At 69.7% G+C, this 25,776-nt stretch carries 21 protein-coding genes, 1 tRNA gene and 1 pseudogene; 8 read left to right on the forward strand and 15 right to left on the reverse strand.

Features of this window, described 5'->3' with window-relative positions:
• Positions 1–8 precede the first annotated feature (8 nt).
• The 4 genes and pseudogenes from ACZ49J_RS00385 to ACZ49J_RS00400 form a co-directional block, all read left to right on the forward strand.
• Positions 9–149: pseudogene (locus ACZ49J_RS00385) on the forward strand (alpha-galactosidase); the annotation flags it as partial.
• A gap of 29 nt (positions 150–178) precedes the next feature.
• Positions 179–2,185, forward strand: a complete 2,007-nt coding sequence (locus tag ACZ49J_RS00390; RefSeq protein ID WP_467454814.1) for a beta-galactosidase — start codon at positions 179–181, stop codon at positions 2,183–2,185.
• 211 nt (positions 2,186–2,396) lie between these two features.
• The gene (locus ACZ49J_RS00395) at positions 2,397–2,606 is read left to right on the forward strand and encodes a type II toxin-antitoxin system VapB family antitoxin (RefSeq protein ID WP_467454812.1); all 210 of its coding nucleotides are present in this window, start codon (positions 2,397–2,399) and stop codon (positions 2,604–2,606) included.
• Positions 2,603–3,022 carry a PIN domain-containing protein gene (locus tag ACZ49J_RS00400; protein ID WP_467454810.1) on the forward strand — a complete coding sequence of 140 codons (420 nt, stop codon included), beginning with the start codon at positions 2,603–2,605 and terminating at the stop codon, positions 3,020–3,022. The genes ACZ49J_RS00395 and ACZ49J_RS00400 overlap by 4 nt, the downstream gene beginning before the upstream one ends.
• 60 nt (positions 3,023–3,082) lie before the next feature.
• Here ACZ49J_RS00400 and ACZ49J_RS00405 read toward each other — a convergent pair whose 3' ends face one another.
• The 4 genes from ACZ49J_RS00405 to ACZ49J_RS00420 all read right to left on the reverse strand — a co-directional run bounded on the left by ACZ49J_RS00405 (position 3,083) and on the right by ACZ49J_RS00420 (position 7,886).
• Positions 3,083–4,516 (reverse strand): GH1 family beta-glucosidase, encoded by a 1,434-nt coding sequence (locus ACZ49J_RS00405; RefSeq protein ID WP_467454809.1) that lies wholly within the window; start codon positions 4,514–4,516, stop codon positions 3,083–3,085.
• 110 nt (positions 4,517–4,626) lie between these two features.
• Complete coding sequence (locus ACZ49J_RS00410) at positions 4,627–5,535, reverse strand: carbohydrate ABC transporter permease (RefSeq protein ID WP_467454808.1); 909 nt, start codon at positions 5,533–5,535, stop codon at positions 4,627–4,629.
• 12 nt (positions 5,536–5,547) lie between these two features.
• The gene (locus ACZ49J_RS00415) at positions 5,548–6,561 is read right to left on the reverse strand and encodes a carbohydrate ABC transporter permease (RefSeq protein WP_467454807.1); all 1,014 of its coding nucleotides are present in this window, start codon (positions 6,559–6,561) and stop codon (positions 5,548–5,550) included.
• Between the two features lie 5 nt (positions 6,562–6,566).
• Positions 6,567–7,886, reverse strand: a complete 1,320-nt coding sequence (locus ACZ49J_RS00420; protein WP_467454805.1) for an ABC transporter substrate-binding protein — start codon at positions 7,884–7,886, stop codon at positions 6,567–6,569.
• Between the two features lie 416 nt (positions 7,887–8,302).
• Between ACZ49J_RS00420 and ACZ49J_RS00425 the strand changes: the two genes are divergently transcribed.
• On the forward strand, positions 8,303–9,358 hold the full coding sequence (locus ACZ49J_RS00425) for a LacI family DNA-binding transcriptional regulator (RefSeq protein WP_467454804.1): 1,056 nt from the start codon (positions 8,303–8,305) through the stop codon (positions 9,356–9,358).
• A 231-nt stretch (positions 9,359–9,589) separates the two neighbouring features.
• Here the strand turns inward: ACZ49J_RS00425 and ACZ49J_RS00430 are convergent.
• The 4 genes from ACZ49J_RS00430 to ACZ49J_RS00445 form a co-directional block, all read right to left on the reverse strand.
• Positions 9,590–9,662 (reverse strand) — tRNA-His (locus ACZ49J_RS00430).
• Between the two features lie 114 nt (positions 9,663–9,776).
• On the reverse strand, positions 9,777–10,379 hold the full coding sequence (gene orn, locus ACZ49J_RS00435) for an oligoribonuclease (RefSeq protein ID WP_467454803.1): 603 nt from the start codon (positions 10,377–10,379) through the stop codon (positions 9,777–9,779).
• Positions 10,380–10,770: 391 nt separating this feature from the next.
• Complete coding sequence (locus ACZ49J_RS00440; protein WP_467454802.1) at positions 10,771–11,994, reverse strand: helix-turn-helix domain-containing protein; 1,224 nt, start codon at positions 11,992–11,994, stop codon at positions 10,771–10,773.
• Positions 11,995–12,372: 378 nt separating this feature from the next.
• Positions 12,373–12,744 carry a hypothetical protein gene (locus ACZ49J_RS00445; protein ID WP_467454801.1) on the reverse strand — a complete coding sequence of 124 codons (372 nt, stop codon included), beginning with the start codon at positions 12,742–12,744 and terminating at the stop codon, positions 12,373–12,375.
• Between the two features lie 370 nt (positions 12,745–13,114).
• On the opposite strand from ACZ49J_RS00445, the gene ACZ49J_RS00450 reads away from it, so the two are divergent.
• The gene (locus ACZ49J_RS00450; RefSeq protein ID WP_467454799.1) at positions 13,115–13,645 is read left to right on the forward strand and encodes a universal stress protein; all 531 of its coding nucleotides are present in this window, start codon (positions 13,115–13,117) and stop codon (positions 13,643–13,645) included.
• Between the two features lie 333 nt (positions 13,646–13,978).
• Here the strand turns inward: ACZ49J_RS00450 and glmS are convergent, their stop codons facing one another.
• Positions 13,979–15,796: a glutamine--fructose-6-phosphate transaminase (isomerizing) gene (gene glmS / locus ACZ49J_RS00455; RefSeq protein ID WP_467454798.1), complete on the reverse strand. Its 1,818-nt coding sequence runs from the start codon at positions 15,794–15,796 to the stop codon at positions 13,979–13,981.
• A gap of 77 nt (positions 15,797–15,873) precedes the next feature.
• Positions 15,874–16,131, reverse strand: a complete 258-nt coding sequence (locus ACZ49J_RS00460) for a hypothetical protein (RefSeq protein WP_131567882.1) — start codon at positions 16,129–16,131, stop codon at positions 15,874–15,876.
• Between the two features lie 186 nt (positions 16,132–16,317).
• Between ACZ49J_RS00460 and ACZ49J_RS00465 the strand changes: the two genes are divergently transcribed.
• Entirely contained in the window at positions 16,318–17,880 is a 1,563-nt protein-coding gene (locus ACZ49J_RS00465; protein WP_467454795.1) for a purple acid phosphatase family protein, read from the forward strand.
• 83 nt (positions 17,881–17,963) lie between these two features.
• On the opposite strand, the gene ACZ49J_RS00470 is transcribed toward ACZ49J_RS00465, so the two are convergent.
• Complete coding sequence (locus tag ACZ49J_RS00470; protein ID WP_467454793.1) at positions 17,964–18,857, reverse strand: DUF4429 domain-containing protein; 894 nt, start codon at positions 18,855–18,857, stop codon at positions 17,964–17,966.
• Positions 18,858–18,938: 81 nt separating this feature from the next.
• Between ACZ49J_RS00470 and ACZ49J_RS00475 the strand changes: the two genes are divergently transcribed.
• Complete coding sequence (locus ACZ49J_RS00475; RefSeq protein ID WP_467454792.1) at positions 18,939–20,534, forward strand: beta-N-acetylhexosaminidase; 1,596 nt, start codon at positions 18,939–18,941, stop codon at positions 20,532–20,534.
• Positions 20,535–20,601: 67 nt separating this feature from the next.
• On the opposite strand, the gene ACZ49J_RS00480 is transcribed toward ACZ49J_RS00475, so the two are convergent.
• The 4 genes from ACZ49J_RS00480 to desA are packed head-to-tail and all read right to left on the reverse strand — an operon-like array spanning position 20,602 to position 25,661.
• Positions 20,602–22,374, reverse strand: coding sequence for an IucA/IucC family protein (locus ACZ49J_RS00480; protein ID WP_467454791.1), 1,773 nt, complete (start codon positions 22,372–22,374; stop codon positions 20,602–20,604).
• Positions 22,371–22,922 (reverse strand): GNAT family N-acetyltransferase, encoded by a 552-nt coding sequence (locus ACZ49J_RS00485; RefSeq protein ID WP_467454790.1) that lies wholly within the window; start codon positions 22,920–22,922, stop codon positions 22,371–22,373. The genes ACZ49J_RS00480 and ACZ49J_RS00485 overlap by 4 nt, the downstream gene beginning before the upstream one ends.
• Complete coding sequence (locus ACZ49J_RS00490) at positions 22,919–24,211, reverse strand: lysine N(6)-hydroxylase/L-ornithine N(5)-oxygenase family protein (RefSeq protein ID WP_467454788.1); 1,293 nt, start codon at positions 24,209–24,211, stop codon at positions 22,919–22,921. Before ACZ49J_RS00490 ends, ACZ49J_RS00485 begins: the two co-directional genes overlap by 4 nt.
• On the reverse strand, positions 24,195–25,661 hold the full coding sequence (gene desA / locus ACZ49J_RS00495; RefSeq protein ID WP_467454787.1) for a lysine decarboxylase DesA: 1,467 nt from the start codon (positions 25,659–25,661) through the stop codon (positions 24,195–24,197). Before desA ends, ACZ49J_RS00490 begins: the two co-directional genes overlap by 17 nt.
• Between the last annotated feature and the right edge of the window lie 115 nt (positions 25,662–25,776).

The following is a 25,776-nucleotide window of genomic DNA, read 5'->3' on the forward strand; positions in this document are numbered from 1 at the left end:
GAACCACCGTGTCCCACGTCTTCACCCCGGTCGCCTCCGTGCCCGTGGACCGGGCACGTGCCCGTGTCCACGAGGAGGGCCGGCAGTCCTGGAGCCCCAGCGGCGCCTACGCCCTCGGCGCCACCCCGCACCGCCCGGCGAACGCCAACGTGGGCGGACATCCGGGAGGGGAGAACCGATGAGCACCCTGAAGGTCCCCGGCATCGCGTATGGCGGTGACTACAACCCCGAGCAGTGGCCCGAGGAGGTCTGGGCCGAGGACATGCGCCTGATGCGCGAGGCCGGGGTCACCATGGTCAGCGTCGGCATCTTCTCCTGGGCCCTGCTGGAGCCGTCCGAGGGCGTGTACGACTTCACGCTCCTGGACCGGGTCCTCGACATGCTGTACACCCACGGCATCGCGGCCGACCTGGCCACGCCCACGGCAGCACCACCGGCCTGGTTCTTCCGGGCCCACCCGGAGGCGCTGCCGGTGGACCGGGACGGCCGGCGCCTGTCGTACGGCAGCCGCCAGACGTTCTGCCCGAGCAGCCCCGCCTACCGCAGGGCGGCCCTGCGCATGGCGGGCGAGCTGGCGCGGCGTTACGCGAAACACCCGGCGGTCGCGATGTGGCACGTCCACAACGAGTACGGCTGCCACAACGCGGAGTGCCACTGCGACACCAGCGCCGAGGCGTTCCGGGGCTGGCTGCGCATGCGGTACGGCAACGACCTTGCCGCCCTCAACGACGCCTGGGGCACCACCTTCTGGAGCCAGTGGTACTACGACTGGGACGAGATCCTGCCGCCGCGGGCGACGGGCGCGGTCCCGAACCCGACGCACCAGCTGGACTGGCGCCGCTTCTGCAGCGACGAACTGCTGTCCCTGTACACGGCGGAGCGGGACGTACTGCGGGAGGCGGACCCCACGATCCCCGCCACCACCAACTTCATGGTGATGTACAACTTCGACGCCCTCGACTACTGGCGCTGGGCCCCTCAGCTGGACGTCGTCTCCAACGACCACTACCTCCGCTCGACCGACCCCGAGTCGCAGATCGACATCGCGATGAGCGGCGACCTGGTGCGGTCACTGGCGGGCGGCCCGTGGCTGCTGATGGAGCACTCCACGGGCGCGGTGAACTGGCAGCCCGTCAACAGGGCGAAGACAGCTGGCGAGTTGCGCCGCAACGCCCTCGCCCACGTGGCCCACGGCGCCGACGGCATCGCGTACTTCCAGTGGCGGGCCGCGAAGGCCGGCGCCGAGCAGTGGCACTCGGCGATGCTGCCCCACGCGGGCACGGACAGCCGGATCTGGCAGGACGTCGTCCGACTGGGCGCGGACCTGAAGGCGCTGTCGGAGGTACGCGGCAGCACCGCCGTGTCCGAGGTGGCCGTCGTCTGGGACTGGAACGCCCGCTGGGCCCTGGAACTCCCCTCCCAGCCGAGCGCCGAGACGCGCTTCCTGGACCTCGTCCGCTCCTGGTACGAGCCGCTGTGGCGCGCGGGCGTCGCCGTGGACTTCGTACGCCCCGACGCGGATCTCTCCTCCTACCGCCTGGTCCTGGCGCCCAGCCTGTACCTGGTGGACGACGAGAGCGCGGCGAACCTCGTGGCCTACGCAGAGGGCGGCGGCACCCTGGCGGTCGGCTTCCACAGCGGGGCGGTCGACGAGAACTGCCATGTCCGGCTGGGCGGTTACCCCGGCGCGTTCCGGGACGCCCTGGGAGTGAGGACGGACGAGCTCTTCCCCCTCCTGCCGGGGGAGTCGGTGGGGCTGAGCGGGGGCGGCACGGGCGCACTGTGGTCGGAGCGGGTGGAACTGGCGGGCGCGGAGGCGATCACCTCGTACACGGACGGTCCTCTCGCCGGGGTCCCGGCGGTGACGAGGAACGCCTGCGGCTCGGGCACCACCTGGTACCTGGCCACACGCCCCGACCCGGCCACGCTCGCCGCCCTGCTGGACCGCATCCGCACGGAGGCGGGCGTCGACCCGGTCCGTACGACCCCGGAAGGAGTGGAGGCGGTACTGCGACGCGGCCCCGACGCCGACTACCTCTTCCTGATCGACCACGCCGGCGAGGGAGCCGAGGTGGAGGTCGCGGCGGACGCCACCGAACTGCTGTCGGGCAAGCCGGTGGAGGGCGGTTCGGTGCGGGTGGCGCCGGGGGAGGTCGTGGTGGTGCGGGAACCGCACGGCGGGTGACTTCGCGTCTGGGACGGCGGGGGCGAGGCCGTACGGTTCGAGCCCCCGTGGAGGCCGGGGCGCCGGTCGCTGTCAGCCGTGAGGGCGGGCGGGGACGCGAGGGCGCGGCTGCGGGCGTCGCCGCACGTCATCCGCCGGCCCATGCTCGCAGGAGTAGCTCCCGGGTGCTGGATATACTGAATTAGCTGCTGTATATCCAGGAGGTTCTCTCGTGACCAAGACCCTGATCGACATCGACGAGGAACTGCTGGCCGAGGCCGCCATAGCTTTCGGAACGAAGACCAAGAAGGACACCGTCAACGCCGCGCTCAAGGAGGGCGTCGAGCGGAAGAAGCGGGCGCTCGCCCTGGCCCGGCTCGCGGCACGGGCGGACGCGGGCGACTTCGACATGCTGCTGGAGAAGGAGAGCTACCGTCGATGAGCGCGGCCACCTACCTCATCGACACCAGCGCTCTGGTCCGCATCCTGAAGCAGCCTGCCCGGTCGAGGTGGGAGAAGCCCCTGGAAGAGGGGCTGATCGCACGCTGCCCGCTGACCGAGGTCGAGCTCCTGTACAGCGCCAGGAACGCCGAGGACCGGGCCGAGCTGGTCCGGGATCTGGACGCGCTGTTCGGCTGGACCCCTCTGGACGACCGGGCCGTGACGCGGGCCTGGGACGTGCAGCGGGAGCTGACCGAGAAGGGGCGGCACCGATCCGCGGGCGCGGTGGACCTGCTCGTCGCCGCGACCGCCGAACTCCAGGGGCTCACCCTCCTGCACTACGACAACGACTTCGAGACCATCGCCGCGGTCACCGGGCAGCCGACCCAGTGGCTCGCCTCTCCCGGCAGCCTCTGACCGAGGGGCGCGGCACTCCCCTCACCCGTGCCGCGCCCCGGAGAACCGCCTGCCGGGCCCCTACTCGGCCGTCGCCAGCGGAGGCAGCGCCCCCGTCCGGGCCGCCTGCCCGTACCACTGCGCGCTCGACTTCGGCGTCCGTGCCAGCGTCGCGTAGTCCACGTACACCGCCCCGAACCGCTTCTCGTAGCCGTACGCCCACTCGAAGTTGTCCATCAGCGACCAGAGGAAGTAGCCGCGGACATCGGCGCCCTCGGTGATCGCGCGGCGGACCGCGCGGAGGTGGCCGTGGAGGTAGGCGATCCGCTCCGGGTCGTGGACGCGGCCGTCCGGGTCCGGCTTGTCGTCGTACGCGGCGCCGTTCTCGGTGATGTACAGCGGCAGGCCCGGTGCCTCCCGCGTGTACCGCATGATCAGCTCGTGCAGGCCCGTCGGGTCGATCGTCCAGCCCATCTCGGTGCGCTCACCGGGCGTCTGGTGGAACTCCACGTCGTCCGCCCCCGGCCACGGGGAGTGGTCGCTCTGGCCGTGGCCGTCCGCGCGCGAGCCCGCCGACGACTCCGGGTCCGCGGCGCCCACCAGCGCCGGCGTGTAGTAGTTCAGGCCCAGCGCGTCGAGCGGCTGGTTGATGAGGGCCAGGTCGCCGTCCAGGACGTAACCCCAGTCCGTCAGGGACGACGTCGCCGCCAGCAGGGTCTCCGGGTACGCGCCGTGCAGCATCGGGCCGTGGAAGACGCCGTTCGCCAGGTCGTCGATCTTCCGGGCCGCCGCCAGGTCCTCCGGTGACTCCGAAACCGTGCGCACCACCGAGGAGTTGAGGCTCACCGCCACCTGGTTGCGGGAGGGCATCGCCGCGCGCAGGGCCGATGTGCCCAGACCGTGCGCCAGGTTCAGGTGGTGGGCCGCGCGCAGGGAGGCCGCCGGGTCCGTGCGGCCCGGGGCGTGGACCCCGGACGCGTAGCCCAGGAACGCGCTGCACCACGGCTCGTTGAGCGTGATCCACTGCTCGACACGGTCGCCGAGGGCCTCGCCCACGATGCTCGCGTAGTCGGCGAACCGCAGGGCCGTCTCACGCTCCGGCCAGCCGCCCGCGTCCTCCAGCTCCTGCGGGAGGTCCCAGTGGTAGAGGGTGACGGCCGGTTTGATGTTCTTCGCGAGCAGTTCGTCCACCAGGCGGCGGTAGAAGTCCAGGCCCTTCTGGATCGCCGGGCCCCGGCCCGTCGGCTGGACGCGCGACCAGGAGATCGAGAAGCGGTACGCGCCGAGGCCCAGGTCCGCCATGAGCGCCACGTCGTCGCGGTAGCGGTGGTAGTGGTCGACAGCGATGTCACCGGTGTCGCCGCCGTGCGTCTTGCCCGGCGTATGGCTGAAGGTGTCCCAGATCGACGGCGTGCGGCCGTCCTCCCGCACCGCCCCCTCGATCTGGTACGCGGAGGTCGCCGCGCCCCAGAGGAAGGCGGGAGGAAACGTCACCGGGGTAACGGGCTCAGGCATGGAAGCGCTCCCAATGGTGGTCGTCGAGACCGACGGTGGTTGGGGGGAAGGAAGGGGCTGGGGCGGCGGTGACCCAGCCCCCGAGAGCTCGTGTTCGTGGGCGCGCGGGCTCAACCCTTGACCGCGCCCTGCATGATGCCGCCCACGATCTGCTTGCCGAAGATCGCGAAGACGATCAGCAAGGGCAGCGTGCCGAGCAGGGCGCCCGCCATGATCAGGGACTGGTCGGGGGTGTAGCCGCGGCCGAGGGCCGAGACCGCGACCTGCACGGTCGGGCTGCCGTTCTGGGTCAGCACCAGGAACGGCCACAGGAAGTCGTTCCACGTCTGGACGAACATCAGCATCCCGAGCACGGCCATGGCCGGGCGAGCGGCAGGGAACACCACGTGCCAGACCACACGCCAGCTGCTCGCGCCGTCCACACGGGCCGCCTCGATGATTTCGTCGGGCAGCGCCTGCAGCAGGTACTGCCGCATGAAGAACACACCGAACGCGCTCACCAGCGACGGGAAGATCACCGCCTGGAGCTGGTCCGTCCAGTCGAGCTTGGCGACCATCATGTACAGCGGGATCACGCTGAGCTGCGGCGGCACCATCATCGTGCCGATCACGACCAGCATCAGCGCGTTGCGCCCCTTGAAGCGCAGCTTGGCGAAGGCGAACCCGGCGATCGTCGACAGGAACACGATGGTCGCCGCCGAAACGCCCGCCACGAAGGTGGTGTTGAAGAACGCCTCGCCCAGGTTGGCGTCCTTCCAGGCGATCTCCAGGTTGTTGAAGAGGTTCGAGCCGAACCAGAACGGCGGCGGGTTCTCCGCGAGGCGCTGGGTGTCGCGCGAGGCAGCGATCGCCGTCCACACCAGCGGGAACAGCGAGCCGATGGTGAACAGCGCGAGGATGACGTACGCGATCGGCCCGGCGTGCAGCGTGCCGCCGGCACGCGCCGACTTGGGGCGCCGCCCGCGTCTGGACGGCTCCGGTACGGCGTCGGCCGGGGGTTTCGTCAGGGTCGTCGTCACGGCCGGTTCTCCTTAACTACTGGCGCGCAACCGGCGCGAGATGACGTAGTTGACGATCCCGACCACGATGAGGATCAGGAACATCGTCCAGGCGATCGCGGACGCGCGGCCCAGGTGCTGGTTCACCCAGCCCTGCTCGTACAGGTACAGGCCGAGCGTCTGGAACTGGTGCTCGGCGCCGCCGGACGCGCCCTTGTTGGCGTCGAACAGGAGCGGCTCACCGAAGACCTGACTCGCCCCGATCGTCGACACCACACAGGTGAACAGGATCGTCGGGCGCAGCGACGGCAGCGTCACGTGGAAGAACTGCTGCCAGCGGTTCGCGCCGTCCAGCGCCGCCGACTCGTACAGGTCCTGCGGGATCGCCTGCATCGCCGCCAGGTAGATCAGCGCGTTGTAGCCGGTCCAGCGCCAGATGATGATCGACGACACGGCGATCTGCGAGGGCCACTTGTCGTTCTGCCAGTCGATCGCGTCAATGCCGACGAAGTCCAGCGCCCAGTTGATCATGCCGTAGTCGCGGCCGAAGAGCAGCACGAACACCAGCGAGGCGGCGGCGATCGACGTCGCGTACGGCGCGAGCATCACGACCCGGTAGAAGGTGGAGCCCCGCAGCTTGTAGTTGAGGATGTGGGCGATGCCCATCGCCATCAGCAGCTGCGGGACGGTGGAGATGACGCCGATGGTCAGGGTGTTCTTCGCCGCGTTCCAGAAGAAGTCGTCGTCGAAGATCCGCGTGTAGTTGCGCAGGCCCGCCCACTCCATGTCGGTGGGCGCCGTCAGCTCCACCGTGTGCAGCGAGGCCCAGGCCGTGTAGATCAGCGGGAACAGCCCGAACGCGACGAACAGCAGGAAGAACGGCGAGACGAACGCGTACGGGCTCCAGCGCACGTCCCGCTGCCAGCGGCGGGAGCGCCGGGCCCGGCGGCGCTGCTCCTTTTCGGGCAGGGCGTCCGCGGGCGGACGGGCCGGGGCCGCGCCCCCCTCCTTCACGGGGGGCGCGGCGGTGTCGTGCCGGGTGGCCATACCGGTCACTTCTCCAGGTTGTTGTCGATGGTCTTGGTGGCCGTCTCCCAGGCCTCCTTGGCCGACTTGCCCTTGGTGACGAGGATGACGCCGTTGTCGGTCAGGCCCTGCTGGATGATCTGGTCCTTCGGGCCGATCACCTGGGTCGGGATGGACTGGGCGGCCTCGGCGAAGATCTTGCCGATGGGCGTGTCACCGGTCATCTCGTTCTTCGCGTCCGTCACCAGCGGCAGGGTGTAGGCGCCGGGCGTGCTGGGGAAGCTGCCCTGCACGCTGAACAGCTTCGCCAGCTGCTCGGGCGCGGTCAGCCAGGCGGCCAGCTTCTCGGCCTCCTTCACGTTCTTGCCGCTCTTGGGCACGGTCAGGAAGGTGCCGCCCCAGTTGCCGGCCTTGGGCGCCGCGGCCACGTCCCACTTACCGGCGTTCTCCGGCTTCGACTTGCCCTTCAGGTAGCCGAGCATCCACGGCGGGCAGGCGACCGCGGCGAACTTGCTGTTGGCGATCGTCGTGTCCCAGGCCGGCTGGAACTGCGTCTGCGCGCCGACCAGCTTGTCCTTGGCGGCCTTCGCGGTCAGGTCGAAGGCGTTCTTGATGGCCGGGTTCGACTTGTAGATGACCTTGCCGGAGGCGTCGTAGTACTTGTCCTGCTCGCTGCTGACGATCGCGTTGAGCAGACCGCCGGGGGAGTCCATGAAGTAGGTGCCCTCGGGCGCCTTCTTCTTGTACGTCGCGCCGGCCGTGACGAGCTTGTTCCAGTCGCCCGCCCAGAGCTTGCCGACCTCCTCGCGGTCGGTGGGCAGACCGGCCTGCTCGAAGAGGTCCTTGCGGTAGCAGATGGCCATCGGGCCGATGTCGGTGCCGAGGCCGATGGTCTGGCCGTCCTTGGTGGTGGCCTGCTTCCACTTCCAGTCCAGCCAGGTGTCGCTCTTCACGCCCGACACCTTGGAGAAGTCCACGAGCTTGCTCGCCTGGGTGTCGGCGACCTCGGCGATGTTGCCGACCTCGACGGCCTGGATGTCCTGCAGGCCGCTGTTGGTGGTGAGGTGGTTGACGAGAGCCGGGTAGTAGTTCTCGTTCCGCTCGATGACGTTTTCCTGGATCTTGATCTTGGGGTTGAGCTTCTCGTACTCCTTGTAGAGCCCGGCCTCCTTGAAGCCCTGCGTGCCGAAGAGCCCCAGGGTGATGGTGGTCTTGCCGCCGCCACCGTCCGAAGACGAGCTGCCGCTGCCACCGTCGTCGGCACATCCGGCCAGCAGCCCGGCACCCAGCGCGGCGACGGCCGCCAGGGCCCCCGTTCTGCGGGCCATTCGGGTACGTGCTCGCATTGCGTCCTCCTGTTGCCCTGACGTGCCGACCCCCCGGCCAACTGCGTTGTTGGACCCGTTTTATCCTGCTGCGGCTCGGGCGGGGAACGTGCGGGTTGTGTATGTGTCAGGTACTGTGGGAGCGCTCCCACAAGTGATGTGTTGAAGAGTCGTCGGTTCGTGCGGGGGTGTCAAGGGAGCGGACGCAGAGATATGTCTTCGGTTATCGGCCTGTTAACTAACCCGGCGGGCTCCGGCCGGGCGTGCCCCGGCGCGGTGCCCGTGGGACTGCTGCGACAGGATCAGCCTTCAGGGCGTGGCGGGGCGACGGGCTGTGGGGACGGGTGGTGGCAGGCGGGCCCGGAGACTCCCGGACATCGTACGGGGAGCAGGACTGTTAGATTCCACGCCAGCGCGGTGGTGACAGGAGGCGGACCATGGTTGGTCATGCGGGGCGGGGCCGGACGGGTCGGCGGCCGACGCTGGAGGAGGTCGCCGCGCGGGCCGGTGTCGGCCGCGGGACGGTCTCCCGGGTGATCAACGGCTCGCCCCGGGTCAGCGACGCGACCCGCGCGGCGGTCGAGGCGGCGGTGGCCGAGCTCGGCTACGTCCCGAACACGGCGGCCCGGGCGCTCGCCGCGAACCGTACGGACGCGATCGCCCTCGTCGTCCCCGAGCCGGAGACCCGCTTCTTCGCCGAGCCGTACTTCTCGGACATGGTGAAGGGTGTGGGCGGTGCCCTGACGGACACCGAGATGCAACTGCTGCTGATCTTCGCGGGCAGCGACCGCGAGCGCAGCCGCCTGGCCCAGTACCTGTCGGCGCACCGGGTGGACGGCGTCCTCCTCGTGTCGGTGCACGCCGACGACCCGCTGCCCGACCTGCTGGCCCAGCTGGAGATCCCGGCCGTGATCAGCGGCCCGCGCTCGGCCCACGAGACGCTGCCGTCGGTGGACTCCGACAACTACGGCGGGGGCCGCTCGGCCGTGGAGCACCTCATCGCCCGGGGCCGCACCACGATCGCCACGATCACCGGCCGCCTCGACGTCTACGGCGCCCAGCGGCGCATCGACGGCTACCGCGACGCGCTGACCGACCACGGCCGCCCCGTGGACGAGCGGCTGATCGTCTCGGGTGACTTCACGGAGGAGGGCGGCCGCCGGGCGATGGCCGAGCTCCTTGAGCGGTGCCCCGAGCTGGACGCGGTCTTCGCGGAGTCGGACGTGATGGCGGCGGGCGCACGCCAGGTGCTCCGCGAGGCGGGCCGCCGAATCCCCGACGACGTCGCCCTTGTCGGCTACGACGACTCGGCGATCGCCCGCCACATGGACCCGCCCCTGACCAGCGTCCGCCAGCCCATAGAGGAGATGGGTCGCGCGATGCTCGACCTCCTCCTGGACGAGATAGCGGACCGCCGCCCGGCGGTGTCGCGGGGGCTGGAACGGCGCCAGGTGGTGCTGCCGACGGAGCTGGTGGAGCGGTTCTCGTCGTAGGCGGCCGGGGATGCCGTCCATGTGAAGTGTTCACAACACGAACGAGCGGGTGCGCGGGGTCGCGTCCGAGAGGTGGATCGGGGAGTGCGCCACCTCGAACTCTCCGGCTTGCCCCGCGCGAGGGGGTGCGGGTGGCGAAGCCCCCGCCCGCGCGGCGAAGCCGCGCAAGAAGCACCGAAGGCGATGTGCGCCCGCGCAATCCGCGGGCGCACATCGCCTGTCGCCTTCGAGGGTGAGTGACGGGACTTGAACCCGCGACATCCTGGACCACAACCAGGTGCTCTACCAGCTGAGCTACACCCACCATGACCGGCGGTTCTCCGAGTGGTTCACCGACCGGCCGAGAAAAAGTGTACAGGGTCCGAAGGGGTGCTCGCGCCAGGCTTTCGGCGGGCCCCTCCGGCGCCCCGGCGGGCCGTCACCCGGAGGGCAGGACGTGTTTCGCGGCGATCGTCCTCGCCGTGTCGGAGTCCGGGCCCGGCTGGGGGACGAAGATCGCCTCCCGGTAGTAGCGGAGCTCCGCGATGGACTCGCGGATGTCGGCGAGCGCCCGGTGGTTGCCGTTCTTCTCGGGGCTGTTGAAGTACGCCCTCGGGTACCAGCGACGGGCCAGCTCCTTGATGGAGCTGACGTCCACGATCCGGTAGTGGAGGTAGCCCTCCAGCGCCGGCATGTCGCGGGCGAGGAAGCCGCGGTCCGTGCCGACCGAGTTGCCGCACAGCGGGGCCTTGCCGGGTTCCTTGACATGCTCGCGGACGTAGGCGAGGACCTGTTCCTCCGCCTCCACCAGCGTCGTGCCGCCGGCGAGTTCGTCCAGCAGTCCGGACGTGGTGTGCATCTGGCGCACCACCTCCGGCATCGTCTCCAGCGCCTTGGCCGGCGGACGGATGACGATGTCCACGCCCTCGCCGAGTACGTTCAGCTCCGAGTCGGTGACCAGCGCGGCCACCTCGATGAGCGCGTCGTCGGACAGCGAGAGCCCGGTCATCTCGCAGTCGATCCACACCATGCGATCGTTCATTGACACTCCTTGCGTGAGGGACACCCGGGCTTCGGGCCGGGAGGTGGCGCGTCCGGACATCACGGGACACGCAGCGTCCCGGGTGCGCTACGCTGTGTCGCACCCGGTGGTGACAGCCAAGCCGCCGGGTCTACCGCCGGACTGGCGGGAAGTCAGGTCTGTGGAGCTCGTGTAAGACCGTGGGCGGCACACCGTCCCTTCACTGGTAACCCCAGGCGGCGGCGGGCTGCGAAGCAGAAAGCCCGACCCGCGAGGGAAGGATCCCCGTCGTCCACGGTGGGGGAAGAGGTCAAGTGTCTCACCTTACGACCCTGGGCCCGTCACAGCCGTACGGCCCGGTCCCGCACCTGGATGATCAGTGCGGGACCGGGCCGATGACGTCTCGGAGCGGCTACGGGGCGCTGCGCTGGCCCGGCAGGCGTCCCGTGGCGTACAGCTCCGGCTTGGCGCCCTCCGTGGAGAGCGAGGTCGCCGGGGCCAGGGCGCTCGCGGCCGCCGTACGGCGCGTCTGGAGCGGCAGCGGATGCGGCTCCTGCTGCACCGGCTGCGGTCCGCCGGAACTGGAGTGGGCGTCCACGCCGTCCGGCTTCTCGCTCTGGGGCCGCCGCGCCCGGTACGCCGCCCGGTAGGCGGCGGGCGACGAGCCCAGCTGGCGGCGGAAGTGGCCGCGCAGGGCGACGGGGGAGCGGAAGCCGCAGCGTCCGGCGACCTCGTCCACCGAGTAGTCCGACGTCTCCAGCAGGCGCTGCGCCTGCAGCACGCGCTGGGTGATCAGCCACTGCAGGGGAGCGCTCCCCGTGAGCGAGCGGAAGCGGCGGTCGAAGGTACGGCGGGACATGTACGCGCGCGCCGCGAGGGTCTCCACGTCGAACTGCTCGTGGAGGTGCTCCAGCGCCCAGGCGACGACCTCGGCGAGCGGGTCGGCGCCGATCTCCTCCGGTAAAGACCGGTCGAGGTAGCGCTCCTGGCCGCCACTGCGGCGCGGCGGGACCACCAGACGCCGGGCCAGCGCCCCGGCCGCCTCGTTGCCGTGGTCCGTGCGCACGATGTGCAGACACAGGTCGATGCCCGCGGCCGTGCCGGCGCTGGTGAGGACGTCTCCGTCGTCCACGAACAGCTCACGCGGGTCGACATGCACCGACGGGTAGCGCTTGGCCAGCGTCGGCGCGTACATCCAGTGGGTGGTGGCCGGCCGCCCGTCCAGCAGCCCGGCGGCCGCCAGAACGAAGGCGCCCGTGCACAGCCCGACGATGCGGGCGCCCTCCTCGTGCGCCCGGCGCAAGGCGTCGAGCGCCTCCTCCGGTGGCGGCGAGGTGATCGAGCGCCAGGCCGGCACGACGACGGTGCCCGCCCGCGAGATCGCCTCCAGCCCGTTCGGCGCGGTGAGTTCCAGGCCCCCCGTGGTCCGCAGCGGGCCCTCCTCCCCGGCGCACACCAGCAGTCGGTAGCGCGGCACTCCGGCGTCCTGGCGGTCAATCCCGAACACCGATAGTGGAATGGAACTCTCGAAGATGGGGCCGCCGCTGAACAGCAGCACCGCAACGATCTCCTTGCGGCGTCGCCCGGAAAGTTTCCGGGCCGCGGCTTCCGGCGCGGCAGCGGAGTCGTGGCTCATACTGCTAAGCCCCCCTCGGTGGTCGCGGCTCCTCGGTTGTGTCGCTCCTGCACGTTTCCCCTTGGTCCTGCACGAGTCCCCCGCCGTAAGACAGTCAAGATCGAATCTACTGCGTCCCGTGGTGCCGGCGTGGCCAGTTCGGCAACCGGCACATTGTCGACTTGGCAACTTGGCGTGAAGCATTCGATCACGAAGCGTTGCACTCGTGGACCCCACAGGGAAGTGCGCCTCGTCGCGGTGGCCAATCCACGTAGGGTGCGCGCGCCCCACGAGCCCCTTTCAGTGCAGGTCGAACGGGGGGTCCAGGGGTGTTCGAGCAACAGATGCACAGGAACCCGAAGTTGGCTGAAAAGATACGGGGGCGTGCACCGAAACCGGTCAGTCGACCGGCGTGTTCCGCCCCGAGTGACGTCCGCCCCTGTGCGCCCCCGAACCGGCCCGGCCGCGCCGTGCTCGGCGTGGCGCACTCCCGCCGACCGATTCGTCGGCCGACTCGCCGGCCGACGCACGCGCCGCGCTCCGCTCCGACAGGCGCAGCAGCAGCCGGCAGGCTCCGGTGACGGCCGCGAGGCCCAGGGCCGCGCCGGCCGCCCCGGCGAGCGAGGTGCCGTACCCGACGAGGACCACGGGCACGAGGACGCAGCTGAAGGCCGCCCAGCGGATCAGGTCGCCCGCCGTGTCGGGGGCGGGGCGCCCGGCGGGGCGCGGGGGCCTGCGGGTGGACCGGGAGGCCGTCGGGTGTCCGGGCACTGCGTGCTCCCTGCGGGGGATGACTTACCCGGGTTCAACGCGTACCCGGCCGCTCGGTCACTGCCGGGAGGCGGATCCGTCACCGCGGGGATATGGATCCGTGTCCGTAGAGGCCCGTACTCTGGGGGGACCCTGTGCGGGACGCCCGGGTGAACCCTGTGCAAAGCGCCTGTACGGGGCAGCAACCATTGCGTTACGGGCGTCCGCTCGTGCATGCTCCCTGGAACCCCGCGCAGCCGGTGCGGGGCGTGGGATAAGGAGGCGTGCCGCCGTACCCTTGGGGGTATGGGGTTGGGAAGATGATTCCCGGACACAGCTCCGCAGCACACTGTCGTCCCACACCCACGAGGACCCGAACGCCGAGACACCCATGGCCGGTCACGAATTCTTCGAACCCGCGGACCGCAAGCGGCGGCCGGTAGCCGATCCCACGGCGGCCGACCCCCTGGCGGCGGAAGAAGCACGCCCCACCTGCGATCCCGCCTTCCAGCACGGCGTCGTCGTCGGCTTCGACGGTTCGACGTCCAGCGAGCGCGCCCTCGCCTACGCGATCGGCATGGCCCACCGCTCCGGCTCGGGCCTGATCATCGTGCACGTCGCCAACCGGCTGCCCACGACCGTGTGGGCCGGCTGTGAGCCACCGGTCTTCGTCGACGTCCCCGACCACCGCACCGAGGTGCTCGGTCTCGAGCTCGCCTGCGCGGACTACCTCGCCGAAGTCCCCTGGATCCTCGTCGAGCGCGGCGGCGACATCTGCCACGAACTCGAAGAGGTGGGGCGGGAGTACGAGGCGGACGCGATCGTCGTCGGCTCCACGCACGGGATCGTGGGCCGCATCTTCGGCTCGGTCGCGGGCCGGCTCGCGAAGCGTGCGCAGCGCCCGGTAATCGTCATTCCGTAACGCGCTGTTGTCCCATGGGAGATGTGCTCGTGGGACAGCCAACTCTTTTTTCGGCTGTGGGTAAGTCTACTGGCGCGTAGAGGTGTTTGTGCCCTTGTGAAGGGCATATACCGGTCGCTACTGCTCAGGCGCGCTGCCGGTCGGGGTGTGACGGCCACCGGATCGCTGCGCGGGCTGGGGGGTTGGGCGGCTCCCCGGCGACAGAGACGGACCCTCACGGTGTTGGTGGCACGCGTGAGGGTCCGTCCTCTTGTTCGGCCTCTGCGGGTGTGTGGGGGCTGGTCGCGAGTTCCCCGCGCCCCTTGCAGGGGCGCGCCCTCAACGGGGCGTTTCCTACTCCACCGTCACCGACTTCGCCAGGTTCCTCGGCTTGTCGATGTCCCGGCCCAGGGTCAGGGCCGTGTGGTAGGCGAGGAGTTGGAGGGGGATGCCCATGAGGATCGGGTCGAGTTCGTCCTCGTTCTTCGGGACGACGATCGTCTGGTCGGCCTTCTCCTGCTCCTGGTGGGCCACCGCGAGGATCCGGCCGCTGCGGGCCTTGATCTCCTCAAGGGCCGCGCGGTTCTTCTCCAGCAGGTCGTCGTCGGGGACGATCGCGACCGTCGGCAGGGCCGGCTCGATGAGCGCCAGCGGGCCGTGCTTGAGCTCGGAGGCGGGGTAGGCCTCGGCGTGGATGTACGAGACCTCCTTGAGCTTCAGCGAGGCCTCGCGGGCCACCGGGTAGCCCCGTACCCGGCCGATGAAGAGCATCGAGCGGGCCTCGGCGTACTCCTGGGCCAGCTTCTTGATCTCCTCCTCCTGCTCCAGCATCTCGGAGATCTGGGCGGGCAGCTTCCGCAGGCCCTCGATGATCCGCCTGCCGTCGCGGACCGAGAGGTCACGGGTGCGGCCCAGGTGCAGGGCCAGCAGCGCGAAGGCCACCGTGGTGTTCGTGAAGCACTTGGTCGACACCACGCAGACCTCCGGGCCCGCGTGCACGTAGATGCCGCCGTCGGCCTCGCGGGCGATCGCGGAGCCGACGACGTTCACCACGCCGAGGACCCGTGCGCCCTTGCGCTTCAGCTCCTGGACCGCAGCCAGGACGTCGTAGGTCTCGCCCGACTGGGAGACCGCCACGTACAGGGTGTCGGGGTCCACGACCGCGTTGCGGTAGCGGAACTCGGACGCCGGCTCGGCGTCGGCGGGGATGCGGGCCAGCTCCTCGATCATCTGGGCGCCGATCATGCCCGCGTGGTACGAGGTGCCGCAGCCGAGGATCTTCACGCGGCGGATCTGGCGCGCCTCGCGGGCGTCCAGGTTGAGGCCGCCGAGGTGCACGGTCGAGAACCGGTCGTCGATGCGGCCGCGCAGCACACGGTCCACGGCGTCGGCCTGCTCGTGGATCTCCTTGTGCATGTACGTGTCGTGGCCGCCCATGTCGTACGACGCGGCCTCCCACTCCACGGTGGTCGGCTCGGCGGTCGTGCGGGTGCCCTCGGTGGTGTACGTGCGGAAGTCGTCGGCCTTGAGGGTGGCCATCTCGCCGTCGTCGAGGGTGACGATCTGGCGGGTGTGCGCGACCAGGGCCGCTATGTCCGAGGCGACGAACATCTCCTTCTCGCCGATGCCGAGGACGACCGGGGAGCCGTTGCGGGCCACCACGATCCGGTCCGGGAAGTCGGCGTGCATGACCGCGATGCCGTACGTGCCCTCGACGATCCGGAGCGCCTGGCGGACCTTCTCCTCCAGCGTCTCGGCCTGGGAGCGGGCGATCAGGTGGGTGAGGACCTCGGTGTCGGTCTCGGAGAGGAACTCGACACCGTCGGCCTCCAGCTTGCGGCGCAGCTCGGAGGCGTTGTCGATGATGCCGTTGTGCACGACCGCGACCTTGTTGTCGGCCGACAGGTGCGGGTGCGCGTTGACGTCGGACGGGGCGCCGTGGGTGGCCCAGCGGGTGTGCGCGATGCCGGTGGTGCCCTTGAAGCGGGCGGGGACCTTGGCCTCCAGGTCGCGGACCCTGCCCTTGGCCTTGACCATCTTCAGGCCCGCCGTCTTCGGCGACGTCACGACGATTCCCGCCGAGTCGTAGCCGCGGTACTCCAGCCGCTGCAGGCCCTCCAGCAGCAGCGGGGCCACATCGCGCCTACCGATGTATCCGACGATTCCGCACATACAGTTTTCCCCTTTTCTCCCCGTTCGGGCCGGTCGTGCCGTGACCGTTTGTCTGGTGGTCGTTCGTCCCGACGGCCTCAGCCGTAGACGATGCGGCGCAGTTGTCTGAGCGTGAGCTCGGGCGGTGCCACCGCGCGGTACTTCAGATCCGCCTCGATCCGTTCGAAGATCGCCGAGTTCACCAGGCCCTGGGCCTGGAGCTCCCGGTGGCGGCGGCGGACGTAGTCCTCCGTCGTCTCGTCGAAGTACGCCAGCACGTCCTGGATCACGCGCAGCGCCTCGCCCCGGCTGAGGGGCGTGGACCGCGTCAGATGATCAACAAGTTCGTCGTGCACCCGGTAGATCCTGGGGTACCGGCGGCCTTTTCGCAAGAATCCTGCCCGATTCCGGGCAGGCGGCTGTTGAAACTCCTTGGGTGAACATTGGATCTCTCATGAGTGTCTGTTCGTGCGCTGTCCATCCGGCGTCCCGCGATCCGTTGCCTGAGCAGACGACTTTCAGACGTCATGGACATTCCTCGCATGGGAGTACCCGAGCGGCTCGCCGAGCGCATGAGCATGGCCGAGCAGCACGAATACCTGCGCGCCAGATTCTCCCGGCGCACGATGATCAGAGGCGGCGCCGTCACGCTGGGCGCCGTCGCGGGTGGCGCGTTCGTGCCGGGCGCCACCGCCCGGGCCGCCGTGCCCACGCGGACCGTGGCGAGCACCGGGACCGTCGACGGTTCGCTCGTCGCCCCCTTCGGCCGCCACCTCGCCTTCGGCAACGACCCCCGCACCGAGATCACCGTCTCGTGGCAGGTCCCCGTCGCGGTGAAGAAGCCCTTCATCCGCGTCGGCGCCACGCCCTGGGGCCTCTCCCGCAAGATCGACGCCGAGGTCCGCACCCTCTACACGCCGGCCGGTGTCGGCGCGAGCGGCGACCACACGCAGTACTACCTCCACGCCAGGCTGACCCACCTGCGCCCCGGGAAGACGTACTACTACGGCGTCGGCCACGCCGGCTTCGACCCGGCCGAGACGCACCTCCTCGGCACCCTGGGCACCTTCACCACCGCACCCGCCCACAAGGAGCCGTTCACCTTCACGGCCTTCGGCGACCAGGGCGTCAGCTACCACGCGCTCGCCAACGACAGCCTGATCCTCGGCCAGAACCCGGTCTTCCACCTGCACGCCGGTGACATCGCCTACGGCGACCCGACCGGCCAGGGCAAGACCTCCGACACGGGCTTCGACTCGCGCACCTGGGACCAGTTCCTCGCGCAGACCGAGTCGGTCGCCAAGTCCGTGCCGTGGATGGTCAGCTACGGCAACCACGACATGGAGGCCTGGTACTCGCCGAGCGGCTACGGCGGCGAGGAGGCGCGCTTCACACTCCCCGACAACGGGCCGGACAAGGCGCACCTCCCGGGCGTCTACTCCTTCGTCTACGGCAACACGGCGGTCATCTCGCTGGACCCCAACGACGTCTCCTTCGAGATCCCGGCCAACCTCGGCATCTCCGGCGGCACCCAGACCACGTGGTTCGAGGCGCAGCTGAAGAGGTTCCGGGCCGCGAAGGACATCGACTTCATCGTCGTGTTCTTCCACCACTGCGCCTACTGCACCTCCACCGCGCACGCCTCGGAGGGCGGTGTGCGCCAGGAGTGGGTGCCGCTGTTCGAGAAGTACACCGTCGACCTCGTCATCAACGGCCACAACCACCAGTACGAGCGCACCGACGTCATCAAGGCGGGCGAGGTCGCCAGGAAGCTGCCGATCGGCGCGACGGCCTACCCCGAGACCGAGGGCGTGGTCTACGTGACCGCGGGCGCGGCGGGCCGCAGCCTGTACGCGTTCTCCGCGCCCGACTCGTACGAGGGCCACGAGAACGAGGTGGACTCCGTGGCCTCGTTCGTCAACCTCGAGGACGGCAAGCAGAACGAGACGGTCGCCTGGTCGCGCGTGCGCTACCTGAACTACTCGTTCCTGCGCGTGGACGTCACTCCCGCGCCCAGGGGCCGCTACACCACCCTCAAGGTCCAGGGCATCGCCGAGACCGGTGACCGGATCGACCACTTCACGGTGGCGCGCAGGGCCGAGTAGGCGTCCGTCAGTGGCCTTACGGCTGCGGGCATCCGTGCGCCCGGAAGGCGGGGCGCACACCCGGCAACCCCGGCAGGCGGTCCTCACATGCGCTTGAGGACCGCCTGCTTGGCCATGGCGAACTCCTCGTCCGTGAGGACGCCCGACTTGTGCAGCTCCCCGAGTTCGCGCAGCCGGCGCAGCAGGGCGTCGTGGTCGTCCTCGCGGGTGGCCGGGGCCTCTTCGGGCCCCGGGGAGGCCTGGGTGAGCTGCTTCGGCGGCTCGTCCGCGGTCGGGGACGAGGGGTGCGGGAGCCGTGCCTGGACGGCCGCAGCGACCAGCGCCATCAGCGGGTCCTTCTTGAAGCCCCACAGCTCCACCGAGTTGGGGTCGTACTTGGGCGGCGCCTTGGTGGGCGCGTTCCTCACGGTGAAGCGGAGGCAGCCGTTCTCCAGGCCCACCGCCGGATGCCACTCCACGGACCGGATGTCGGTCAGGGCCAGGGTGCGGGAGCCGGCCGCGGCCTTCGCGTCCTCCGTCTTCCAGTTCCACTCCAGGCGCACGTGCTCGCCGTCGAAGTGCGCGGTGCCGTCCCCGGCCGACGCCGACAGCGGGACCGCCGGGCCGGGCAGCAGGTACTCCTCGACGGCGTTCGCCGGGACCTGCTCCAGGAGCAGGGCGCCGCGGACCTCGTCCACGAAGTACTCGGCGACGCCGTAACGGTCCGACTCGACGGTGAGCTGGTACGGGTCGTGGGAGTCGGTGAGCCGGCCTCCCGTCGCCTGGAGGAGGGGGTCCGCGCCGTCGCGCAGCCTGAGGCGCAGCCGCCCGGACTTCTTTCCGTGTTCCAGGGATATCCCCGCCAACGCGGCCAGCGGGACGTTCAGTTCACCCAGTGTCCTGCGCAGCAGGCTCACGTTCTTGTCGCGTCCCGGCGTCAGCCTCAAGGTGTCGCCGTAGAAGGCCCAGGTCCCGTCGCGCTGGATGATTTCCGCCATGAAGGGATTGTTCCACCGCCCGCGCGGGGAGGTTGGTCCATACCATTTGGGTGACAGGTGGGCTGACGGAAGGGAACACTGGTGGGACAGCACCGCAGAACGACTCGCCTTCTCGGATCGCTGCTGCTCGTGACGGCGACCGGGGTCTCCGCCGCCGGAGCGGCAGCGGCCGGGCAGACGCCCACACCGCTCGACCGTGTGATCCCGGCTCCGGCGTCCGTGAAGGCGGGCGGCGAGCCGTACCGGATCACGGACAGCACCCGCATCCACGTGGACGACTCGCGCGAGGTCCGCCGGATCGGCACGTACCTCGCGGACATCCTGCGTCCCTCGACCGGCTACCGCATCCCGGTGACGGACCGTCAGGGGCCGGGCAGCATACGCCTCAAGCTGGGCTCCAAGGACGCCTCCCTCGGCGACGAGGGCTACCGCCTCGACAGCGGCCGGCGCGGGGTCACGATCACCGCCCGGGGGCCCGCCGGGCTCTTCCACGGCGTGCAGACCCTGCGCCAGCTCCTCCCGGCAACCGTCGAGAAGGACACCGTGCAGCCGGGTCCCTGGCTGGTCGCGGGCGGCACCATCAAGGACACCCCGCGCTACGGCTGGCGCGGCGCGATGCTGGACGTCTCCCGGCACTTCTTCACCGTTGACCAGGTCAAGCGCTACATCGACCAGTTGGCGCTCTACAAGGTCAACAAGCTGCACCTGCACCTCAGTGACGACCAGGGCTGGCGCATCGCGATCGACTCCTGGCCCCGGCTCGCCACGTACGGAGGCTCCACCCAGGTCGGCGGCGGACCCGGCGGCCACTACACCAAGGCCGACTACAAGGAGATCCTCCGGTACGCCTCCTCCCGCTACCTGGAGGTCGTGCCCGAGATCGACATGCCCGGCCACACCAACGCGGCCCTCGCCTCCTACGCCGACCTCAACTGCGACGGTGTCGCGCCCCCGCTCTACACCGGAACCGACGTCGGCTTCAGCTCCCTGTGCGTGGGCAAGGAGATCACGTACGACTTCGTGGACGACGTGGTGCGGGAGATCGCCGCGCTCACCCCCGGCCGCTACCTCCACATCGGCGGCGACGAGGCGCACTCCACCAGTCACGACGACTACGTCAAGTTCATGGACCGGGTGCAGCCGATCGTGGAGCGGTACGGCAAGACGGTGATCGGCTGGCACCAGCTGACCGGCGCGACCCCGGCGAAGGGCGCGCTCGCACAGTACTGGGGCCTCGACAGCACCAGCGCGGCGGAGAAGGAGCAGGTCGCGGCGGCGGCGCGGAACGGCACCGGGCTGATCCTGTCGCCCGCCGACCGGGTCTACCTCGACATGAAGTACACCAAGGACACCCCCCTGGGCCTGGACTGGGCGGGCCTGGTGGAGGTGAGGCGGTCGTACGACTGGGATCCGGCCACCTACCTTCCGGGAGCCCCGGCTTCGGCCGTGCGGGGCGTCGAGGCGCCGCTGTGGACCGAGACCATCGTGACCTCGCAGAACATCGACTACATGACGTTCCCGCGCCTCCCGGGCGCCGCCGAGCTCGGCTGGTCGCCGGCGTCCACGCACGACTGGGACGCGTACCGGGTGCGGCTGGCCGCGCAGGGGCCGCGGTGGGACGCGCTGGGGATCGGGTACTACCGGTCGCCGCAGGTGGACTGGCCCACCGCGGGATAGTCCGGACCACGATGACGGGCACCTCGGAGGACCGTACTCCGAGGTGCCCGTCTGCCTGTGGGGGCCGTTACAGCCCCGCGATGGGGTTCTTCAGGTTGCCGACGAGCTGGAGGGCGCCCGCCGGGTCGGCGAGATCCACCATCTGCTTGTTGTCGCGCAGCTGGAGCCGGTTGAGGCAGGACAGCGCGAACTCGGGGGCGAACATGTCGTACTGCCGGAACTTCTCGGCGAGTTCGGGTGTCGCCGCCTGGTACTCGCGGACGGCGTCGGCGACCGTGCGCCAGAAGTCGTCCTCCGCCAGGACGCCCTCGTCGGCGAGGTTCGCGGCGAGGAAGCGGAAGAAGCAGTCGAAGACGTCCGTGAAGATCGACAGGAGTTTCTTCTCCTCCGGGACCTCCACACGCAGCCGCTCGACCGTCGGCGGCAGCACCGCCTCCCGGTCCATCACCGCGATCTCCTCGGCGATGTCCTTGTAGATCGCGCGCTGCACCACGCCGTCCTTCAGGACGAGGATGACGTTCTCGCCGTGCGGCATGAAGACCAGGTCGTACGCGTAGAAGCTGTGCAGCAGCGGTGTGAAGTACGCCCGCAGGTAGTGCCGCAGCCACTCCACGGGGGTGAGGCCGGAGCGTTCGATCAGCGCCGCCGCGAAGCCGTGGCCCTCGTGGTCGACGTGGACGAGCGAGGCCATCGTCGCGAGCGACTCGCCCTCCTGGAGGGAGGACACCGGGCTCTCGCGCCACAGGGCGGCCAGCATCTTGCGGTACGGGGAGTAGCGGTCCGTGGCGGCCTCGTACTCCAGGTGCCGGTAGCCGACCGCAGCCCGCTCGCGGATGATCGACAGGCCCGTCGACTTCAGCACCGGGTCGCCCTCGATGAGCTGGGCCAGCCAGTCGTTGATCGCCGGGGTCGCCTCCATGTAGGCGGCCGAAAGACCGCGCATGAAGCCCATGTTGAGGACGGACAGGGCCGTCTTCACGTAGTGCTTCTCGGGATGCGACTGGTTGAAGAACGTCCGGATCGACTGCTGGGCGAGGTACTCGTCGTCGCCCTCGCCGAGGCACACCAGGTGCTTCCTCGCGACCTCGGCGGCGAAGGTGACCGTGAGCTTGTTCCACCACTGCCAGGGGTGGACCGGGATGAACAGGTAGTCGGCGGGGTCGAGGTCCTGGTCCGTGAGGACCTTCTCGAAGCGCTCGACCGTCGCCTCTCCCAGCTCGTCCCGCAGGAACGACTCGTACTCGATGCCCACGCCCGCCGTGAAGGCCGCCCGCGAGCGGTGCGCGGCCAGCCAGACCAGCCGGACGGGGCTCGCGGTCTCGGGGGCGTACGAGAGGTACTCGTGGACGCCGAAGCCGAGCCGGCCGTTGTTGGCGACGAAGCAGGGGTGGCCCTCGGTCATACCTGTCTCGATGGCCTGGAAACCGGAGCCGGCCAGCTCGGCGACGGGCACCCGCGGCTTGGTGAGCTTGTAGCAGGTCCCGGAGAGGGTGGAGGAGATCTCCTCCAGGTAGACGGGCAGGACCTCGTCGCTCAGACCGAGCGTCTTCTTCAGCTCGATGAAGAAGTCCAGTGCGGCGAGCGGGAGTTCGCGGCCGTCGCGGTGGCGGGTGATCGACTCGGCGTCCACCTGCCAGTGGTCGAGGGCGCGGACCCGTGCCGTGAAGGTGTACCGGGTGAGGCCGTCGTCACCGCGGACGACGTACTGGTCCTCTCCGGTGGCCTCAGGAGTGATCAGCCGCTCGTGGGCGAACTCCGCGAGCGCCTTGCGGATGAGGAGACGGTTGGCCGTCGCCCAGCGGTCGGGGGACAGGTGCGCCACGGCGTCGGACAGGGTCATGCGGCTACTCCTCGGGCGGCCAGGTACTGCTCGCGCGTGCAGAAGCTCAGCAGCGCGCGCTTCTCCGGCTTGTCGATCTCGCGTACGGGCACGAAGCCGACGGCTTCGTTCAGCGCGTGCACGGCCTTGTTGGTCACGTCGGGTTCGACGACGACCCGCCGGGTGCGCGGGTCGGCGAACAGCTCGTCCATCACCGCGGTGATGACGGCCCGCGTGAAGCCGTGGATCGGCCGGTCGGTGGGGGCGACCAGGAAGTGCATGCCGACGTCACCGGGCTCGGGTTCGTACAGCCCGACCAGCTCGATGTACCGCGGGTCGTACTTCTCCATCAGGAACGCGGGCTCCCCGTCGTGCAAGCCCAGGTACGCGTGGTGGTGCTCGCTGGCCGCGATGCCCATGTACTCGCGCTCGACGTCCTGCAGTTTCGCGTCCTGCATCATCCAGAACGCCGCCTTGGGATGGGTCACCCAGCTGTGCAGCAGTTCGGCGTCCTTGAGGGGGTCGAGGGGCCGGATCGTGAAGGTGCCGACAGTGGAGGTGGTGCTCATACGCTGAACTCCTGGAACGCGATCGTCTTCTCGACGGGGTAGTACTCGGTGCCGAGCAGCTCGCGGATGATCGACGAGTTCCGGTACGCGCCCATGCCCAGGTCCGGGGACGTGATGCTGTGCGTGTGCACGCCCGCGTTCTGCAGGAAGACCCCGCGGCCCGTGGTGTCGATGGCGTAGTTGCGGCCCACGTCGAAGCGGCCGTGGCCGTCGAAGCGGAGGCGGCCCCGGATCGGGTCGAGGAAGGCCGGCGGCTCGTAGTGGTAGCCGGTGGCGAGGACGAGGCCCTCGGTCTGGATCTCGAAGTCCTTGTCCTGCTCGTCCTGGTGGAAGTCGAGGGTGTAGAGCCCGTCCTCGTAACGCGCGGTGTTGAGGGAGGAGTTGGTGAGGAGGCGGGTGGGGACCGGGCGGCCGCCGCTGGTGACGTTCTTCTGGTACAGCAGGTCGAAGATCGAGTCGATCAGGTCCGAGTTGATGCCCTTGAACAGGCCCTTCTGCTGCTTCTCCAGCCGGTAGCGGGTCTCCTCGGGCAGCGCGCGGAAGTAGTCGATGTAGTCCGGGGACGTCATCTCCAGCGTCAGCTTGGTGTACTCGAGGGGGAAGAAGCGCGGGGAGCGCGTGACCCAGTTGAGCCGGTAGCCGTGGACGTCGATCTCGGCGAGGAGCTCGTAGTAGATCTCCGCGGCGCTCTGGCCGCTGCCGACGATGGTGATGGACTCCTTGGCCTGCAGCTCCGCCTTGCGGTGCATGTAGTGCGCGTTGTGGAAGAAGTCGCCGCCCAGGCCACGGCAGGCCTCGGGGACGAACGGCACGGTGCCAGTGCCGAGGACGAGGTGGCGGGCTCTGTGGGTGCCGCCGGCCTCGGTGCGTACGAGGTACAGCTCGGCCTCGTCGTCGTACGTCACCTCGGTGACCGTGGTGCCGAAGCGGACGTTGCTCAGTTTGTTCGCGGCCCAGCGGCAGTAGTCGTCGTACTCGACCCGCAGGGGGTAGAAGTTCTCGCGGATGTAGAACGAGTACAGACGGCCGGACTCCTTGAGGTAGTTGAGGAAGGAGTACGGGGACGTCGGGTCGGCCAGCGTCACCAGGTCCGACATGAACGGGGTCTGGAGGTGGGCGCCGTCGAGGAACATGCCCGAGTGCCACTCGAAGTGGGGCTTCGACTCCAGGAACACGCCGTCGAGTTCGGCGATGGGTTCGGTGAGGCAGGCCAGCCCGAGGTTGAAGGGGCCGAGCCCGATGCCCACGAAGTCATGGGTGGTGTCCGTGGGTTCAGGAAGCGCGGTCAAGGGACTCTCCCAGGTACTGCTCGGCGTGGCCGGCGATCAGGTCGAGGACGGCGGCGATGTCGTCGGCCGTGGTCTCGGGGTTGAGCAGGGTGAACTTCAGGTAGTGGCGGTCGCCCACCTTGGTGCCCGCGACCACCGCGTCACCCGAGGCGAACAGGGCCTTGCGGGCGTACAGGTTGGCCCGGTCGATCTCGGCCGGGTCGGTGACGGCCCCGGGTATGTAGCGGAAGACCAGCGTGGACAGGCTCGGCTCGACGACGACGTCGTAGCGCGGGTCGGCGGCGAGCAGCTTCCAGCCCTCCTCCGCCAGGTCGCAGACCTCGTCGAAGAGCTGGCCGATGCCGTCGGCGCCCATCACGCGCAGTGTCATCCACAGCTTGAGCGCGTCGAAGCGGCGGGTGGTCTGCAGGGACTTGTCGACCTGGTTGGGGATGCGCTCGGTCACCATGCGGCGCGGGTTGAGGTACTCCGCGTGGTAGGTGGCGTGGCGCAGCGTCGCCGCGTCCCGGACCAGTACCGCCGACGAACTCACCGGCTGGAAGAAGGACTTGTGGTAGTCCACGGTGACGGAGTCGGCGCGCTCGATGCCGTCGAGCAGCGCCCGGCGCTTGAGCGAGGCGAGCAGACCGCAGCCGTACGCCGCGTCCACGTGCATCCACGTCCCGAACTGCTCGCACAGCTCGGCGATCTCGGGCAGCGGGTCGATGGAACCGAAGTCGGTGGTCCCGGCGGTGGCGACGACGGCCATGGGGATCAGGCCGTCCCGCTCGCAGCGCTCCAGCTCGTGGGCGAGGGCCACGGTCTGCATGCGCTTGTCGTGGTCGACGGGAACGGAGACGACGGAGTCGGCGCCGAGCCCCAGCAGTTTCGCCGACTTCTTCACGCTGAAGTGGCTGACCTCGGAGGCGAAGATCCGCAGTTTGGCGAACGAGGCTGGTACCTCCCACCCATCCCGCCCTGGCTTGGCCTCCTCACGCGCCAGCAGCAGGGCCTGGAGGTTGGACTGGGTGCCGCCGGAGGTGAACACGCCGTCGGCGGCCGGGCCGAGGCCGATGCGCTCGGTCGTCCAGTCGATGAGCTTGCGCTCGATGAGGGTGCCGCCGGCGGACTGGTCCCAGGTGTCCAGCGAGGAGTTGACGGCGGAGAGGACGGCCTCGCCGAGCACGGCCGGGATGACGACCGGGCAGTTGAGGTGGGCGAGGTAGCGCGGGTGGTGGAAGTAGACCGCGTCCCGGAGGTAGACCTCCTCCAGCTCGTCCAGCACCGCTGTGGTGTCGTGCAGGGGCCGGTCGAGGTCGATCTGCTCGATGCGGGGGGCGAGGGCGTCGACGCTGACGCCCGTGAACGGACGGTCGGTGGTGGCGAGTTTGGCCGCCACCCGCTCGATTCCTTCGGTCACGGAGTGGCGGTACCGCTCCGCGGTCGTGTCATTGAGCAGGTGCGAGCGCATGGTGGGCGTTCCTCCGAGCGGGGACAGTCCGTACGGACGGGATGTGGGGAGTGGAGTGAGGAAGCGGAATCGCGGGGTCAGTTTAACTTAGGTAAGCCTAACCTAATTAACTGGC

This window comes from Streptomyces sp. NPDC030840, from assembly GCF_055572015.1.

What these genes read in the sequence shown, in the direction of transcription:
- orn (WP_467454803.1), bottom strand. Translation starts at nt 10,379, where the DNA reads ATGAACGATCGCATGGTGTGGATCGACTGCGAGATGACCGGGCTCTCG.
- ACZ49J_RS00405 (WP_467454809.1), bottom strand. Translation starts at nt 4,516, where the DNA reads ATGCCTGAGCCCGTTACCCCGGTGACGTTTCCTCCCGCCTTCCTCTGG.
- ACZ49J_RS00450 (WP_467454799.1), top strand. Translation starts at nt 13,115, where the DNA reads ATGGCCGGTCACGAATTCTTCGAACCCGCGGACCGCAAGCGGCGGCCG.
- ACZ49J_RS00485 (WP_467454790.1), bottom strand. Translation starts at nt 22,922, where the DNA reads ATGAGCACCACCTCCACTGTCGGCACCTTCACGATCCGGCCCCTCGAC.
- glmS (WP_467454798.1), bottom strand. Translation starts at nt 15,796, where the DNA reads ATGTGCGGAATCGTCGGATACATCGGTAGGCGCGATGTGGCCCCGCTG.
- ACZ49J_RS00480 (WP_467454791.1), bottom strand. Translation starts at nt 22,374, where the DNA reads ATGACCCTGTCCGACGCCGTGGCGCACCTGTCCCCCGACCGCTGGGCG.
- ACZ49J_RS00400 (WP_467454810.1), top strand. Translation starts at nt 2,603, where the DNA reads ATGAGCGCGGCCACCTACCTCATCGACACCAGCGCTCTGGTCCGCATC.
- ACZ49J_RS00470 (WP_467454793.1), bottom strand. Translation starts at nt 18,857, where the DNA reads ATGGCGGAAATCATCCAGCGCGACGGGACCTGGGCCTTCTACGGCGAC.
- ACZ49J_RS00390 (WP_467454814.1), top strand. Translation starts at nt 179, where the DNA reads ATGAGCACCCTGAAGGTCCCCGGCATCGCGTATGGCGGTGACTACAAC.
- ACZ49J_RS00415 (WP_467454807.1), bottom strand. Translation starts at nt 6,561, where the DNA reads ATGGCCACCCGGCACGACACCGCCGCGCCCCCCGTGAAGGAGGGGGGC.
- desA (WP_467454787.1), bottom strand. Translation starts at nt 25,661, where the DNA reads ATGCGCTCGCACCTGCTCAATGACACGACCGCGGAGCGGTACCGCCAC.
- ACZ49J_RS00465 (WP_467454795.1), top strand. Translation starts at nt 16,318, where the DNA reads ATGGGAGTACCCGAGCGGCTCGCCGAGCGCATGAGCATGGCCGAGCAG.
- ACZ49J_RS00420 (WP_467454805.1), bottom strand. Translation starts at nt 7,886, where the DNA reads ATGCGAGCACGTACCCGAATGGCCCGCAGAACGGGGGCCCTGGCGGCC.
- ACZ49J_RS00425 (WP_467454804.1), top strand. Translation starts at nt 8,303, where the DNA reads ATGGTTGGTCATGCGGGGCGGGGCCGGACGGGTCGGCGGCCGACGCTG.
- ACZ49J_RS00440 (WP_467454802.1), bottom strand. Translation starts at nt 11,994, where the DNA reads ATGAGCCACGACTCCGCTGCCGCGCCGGAAGCCGCGGCCCGGAAACTT.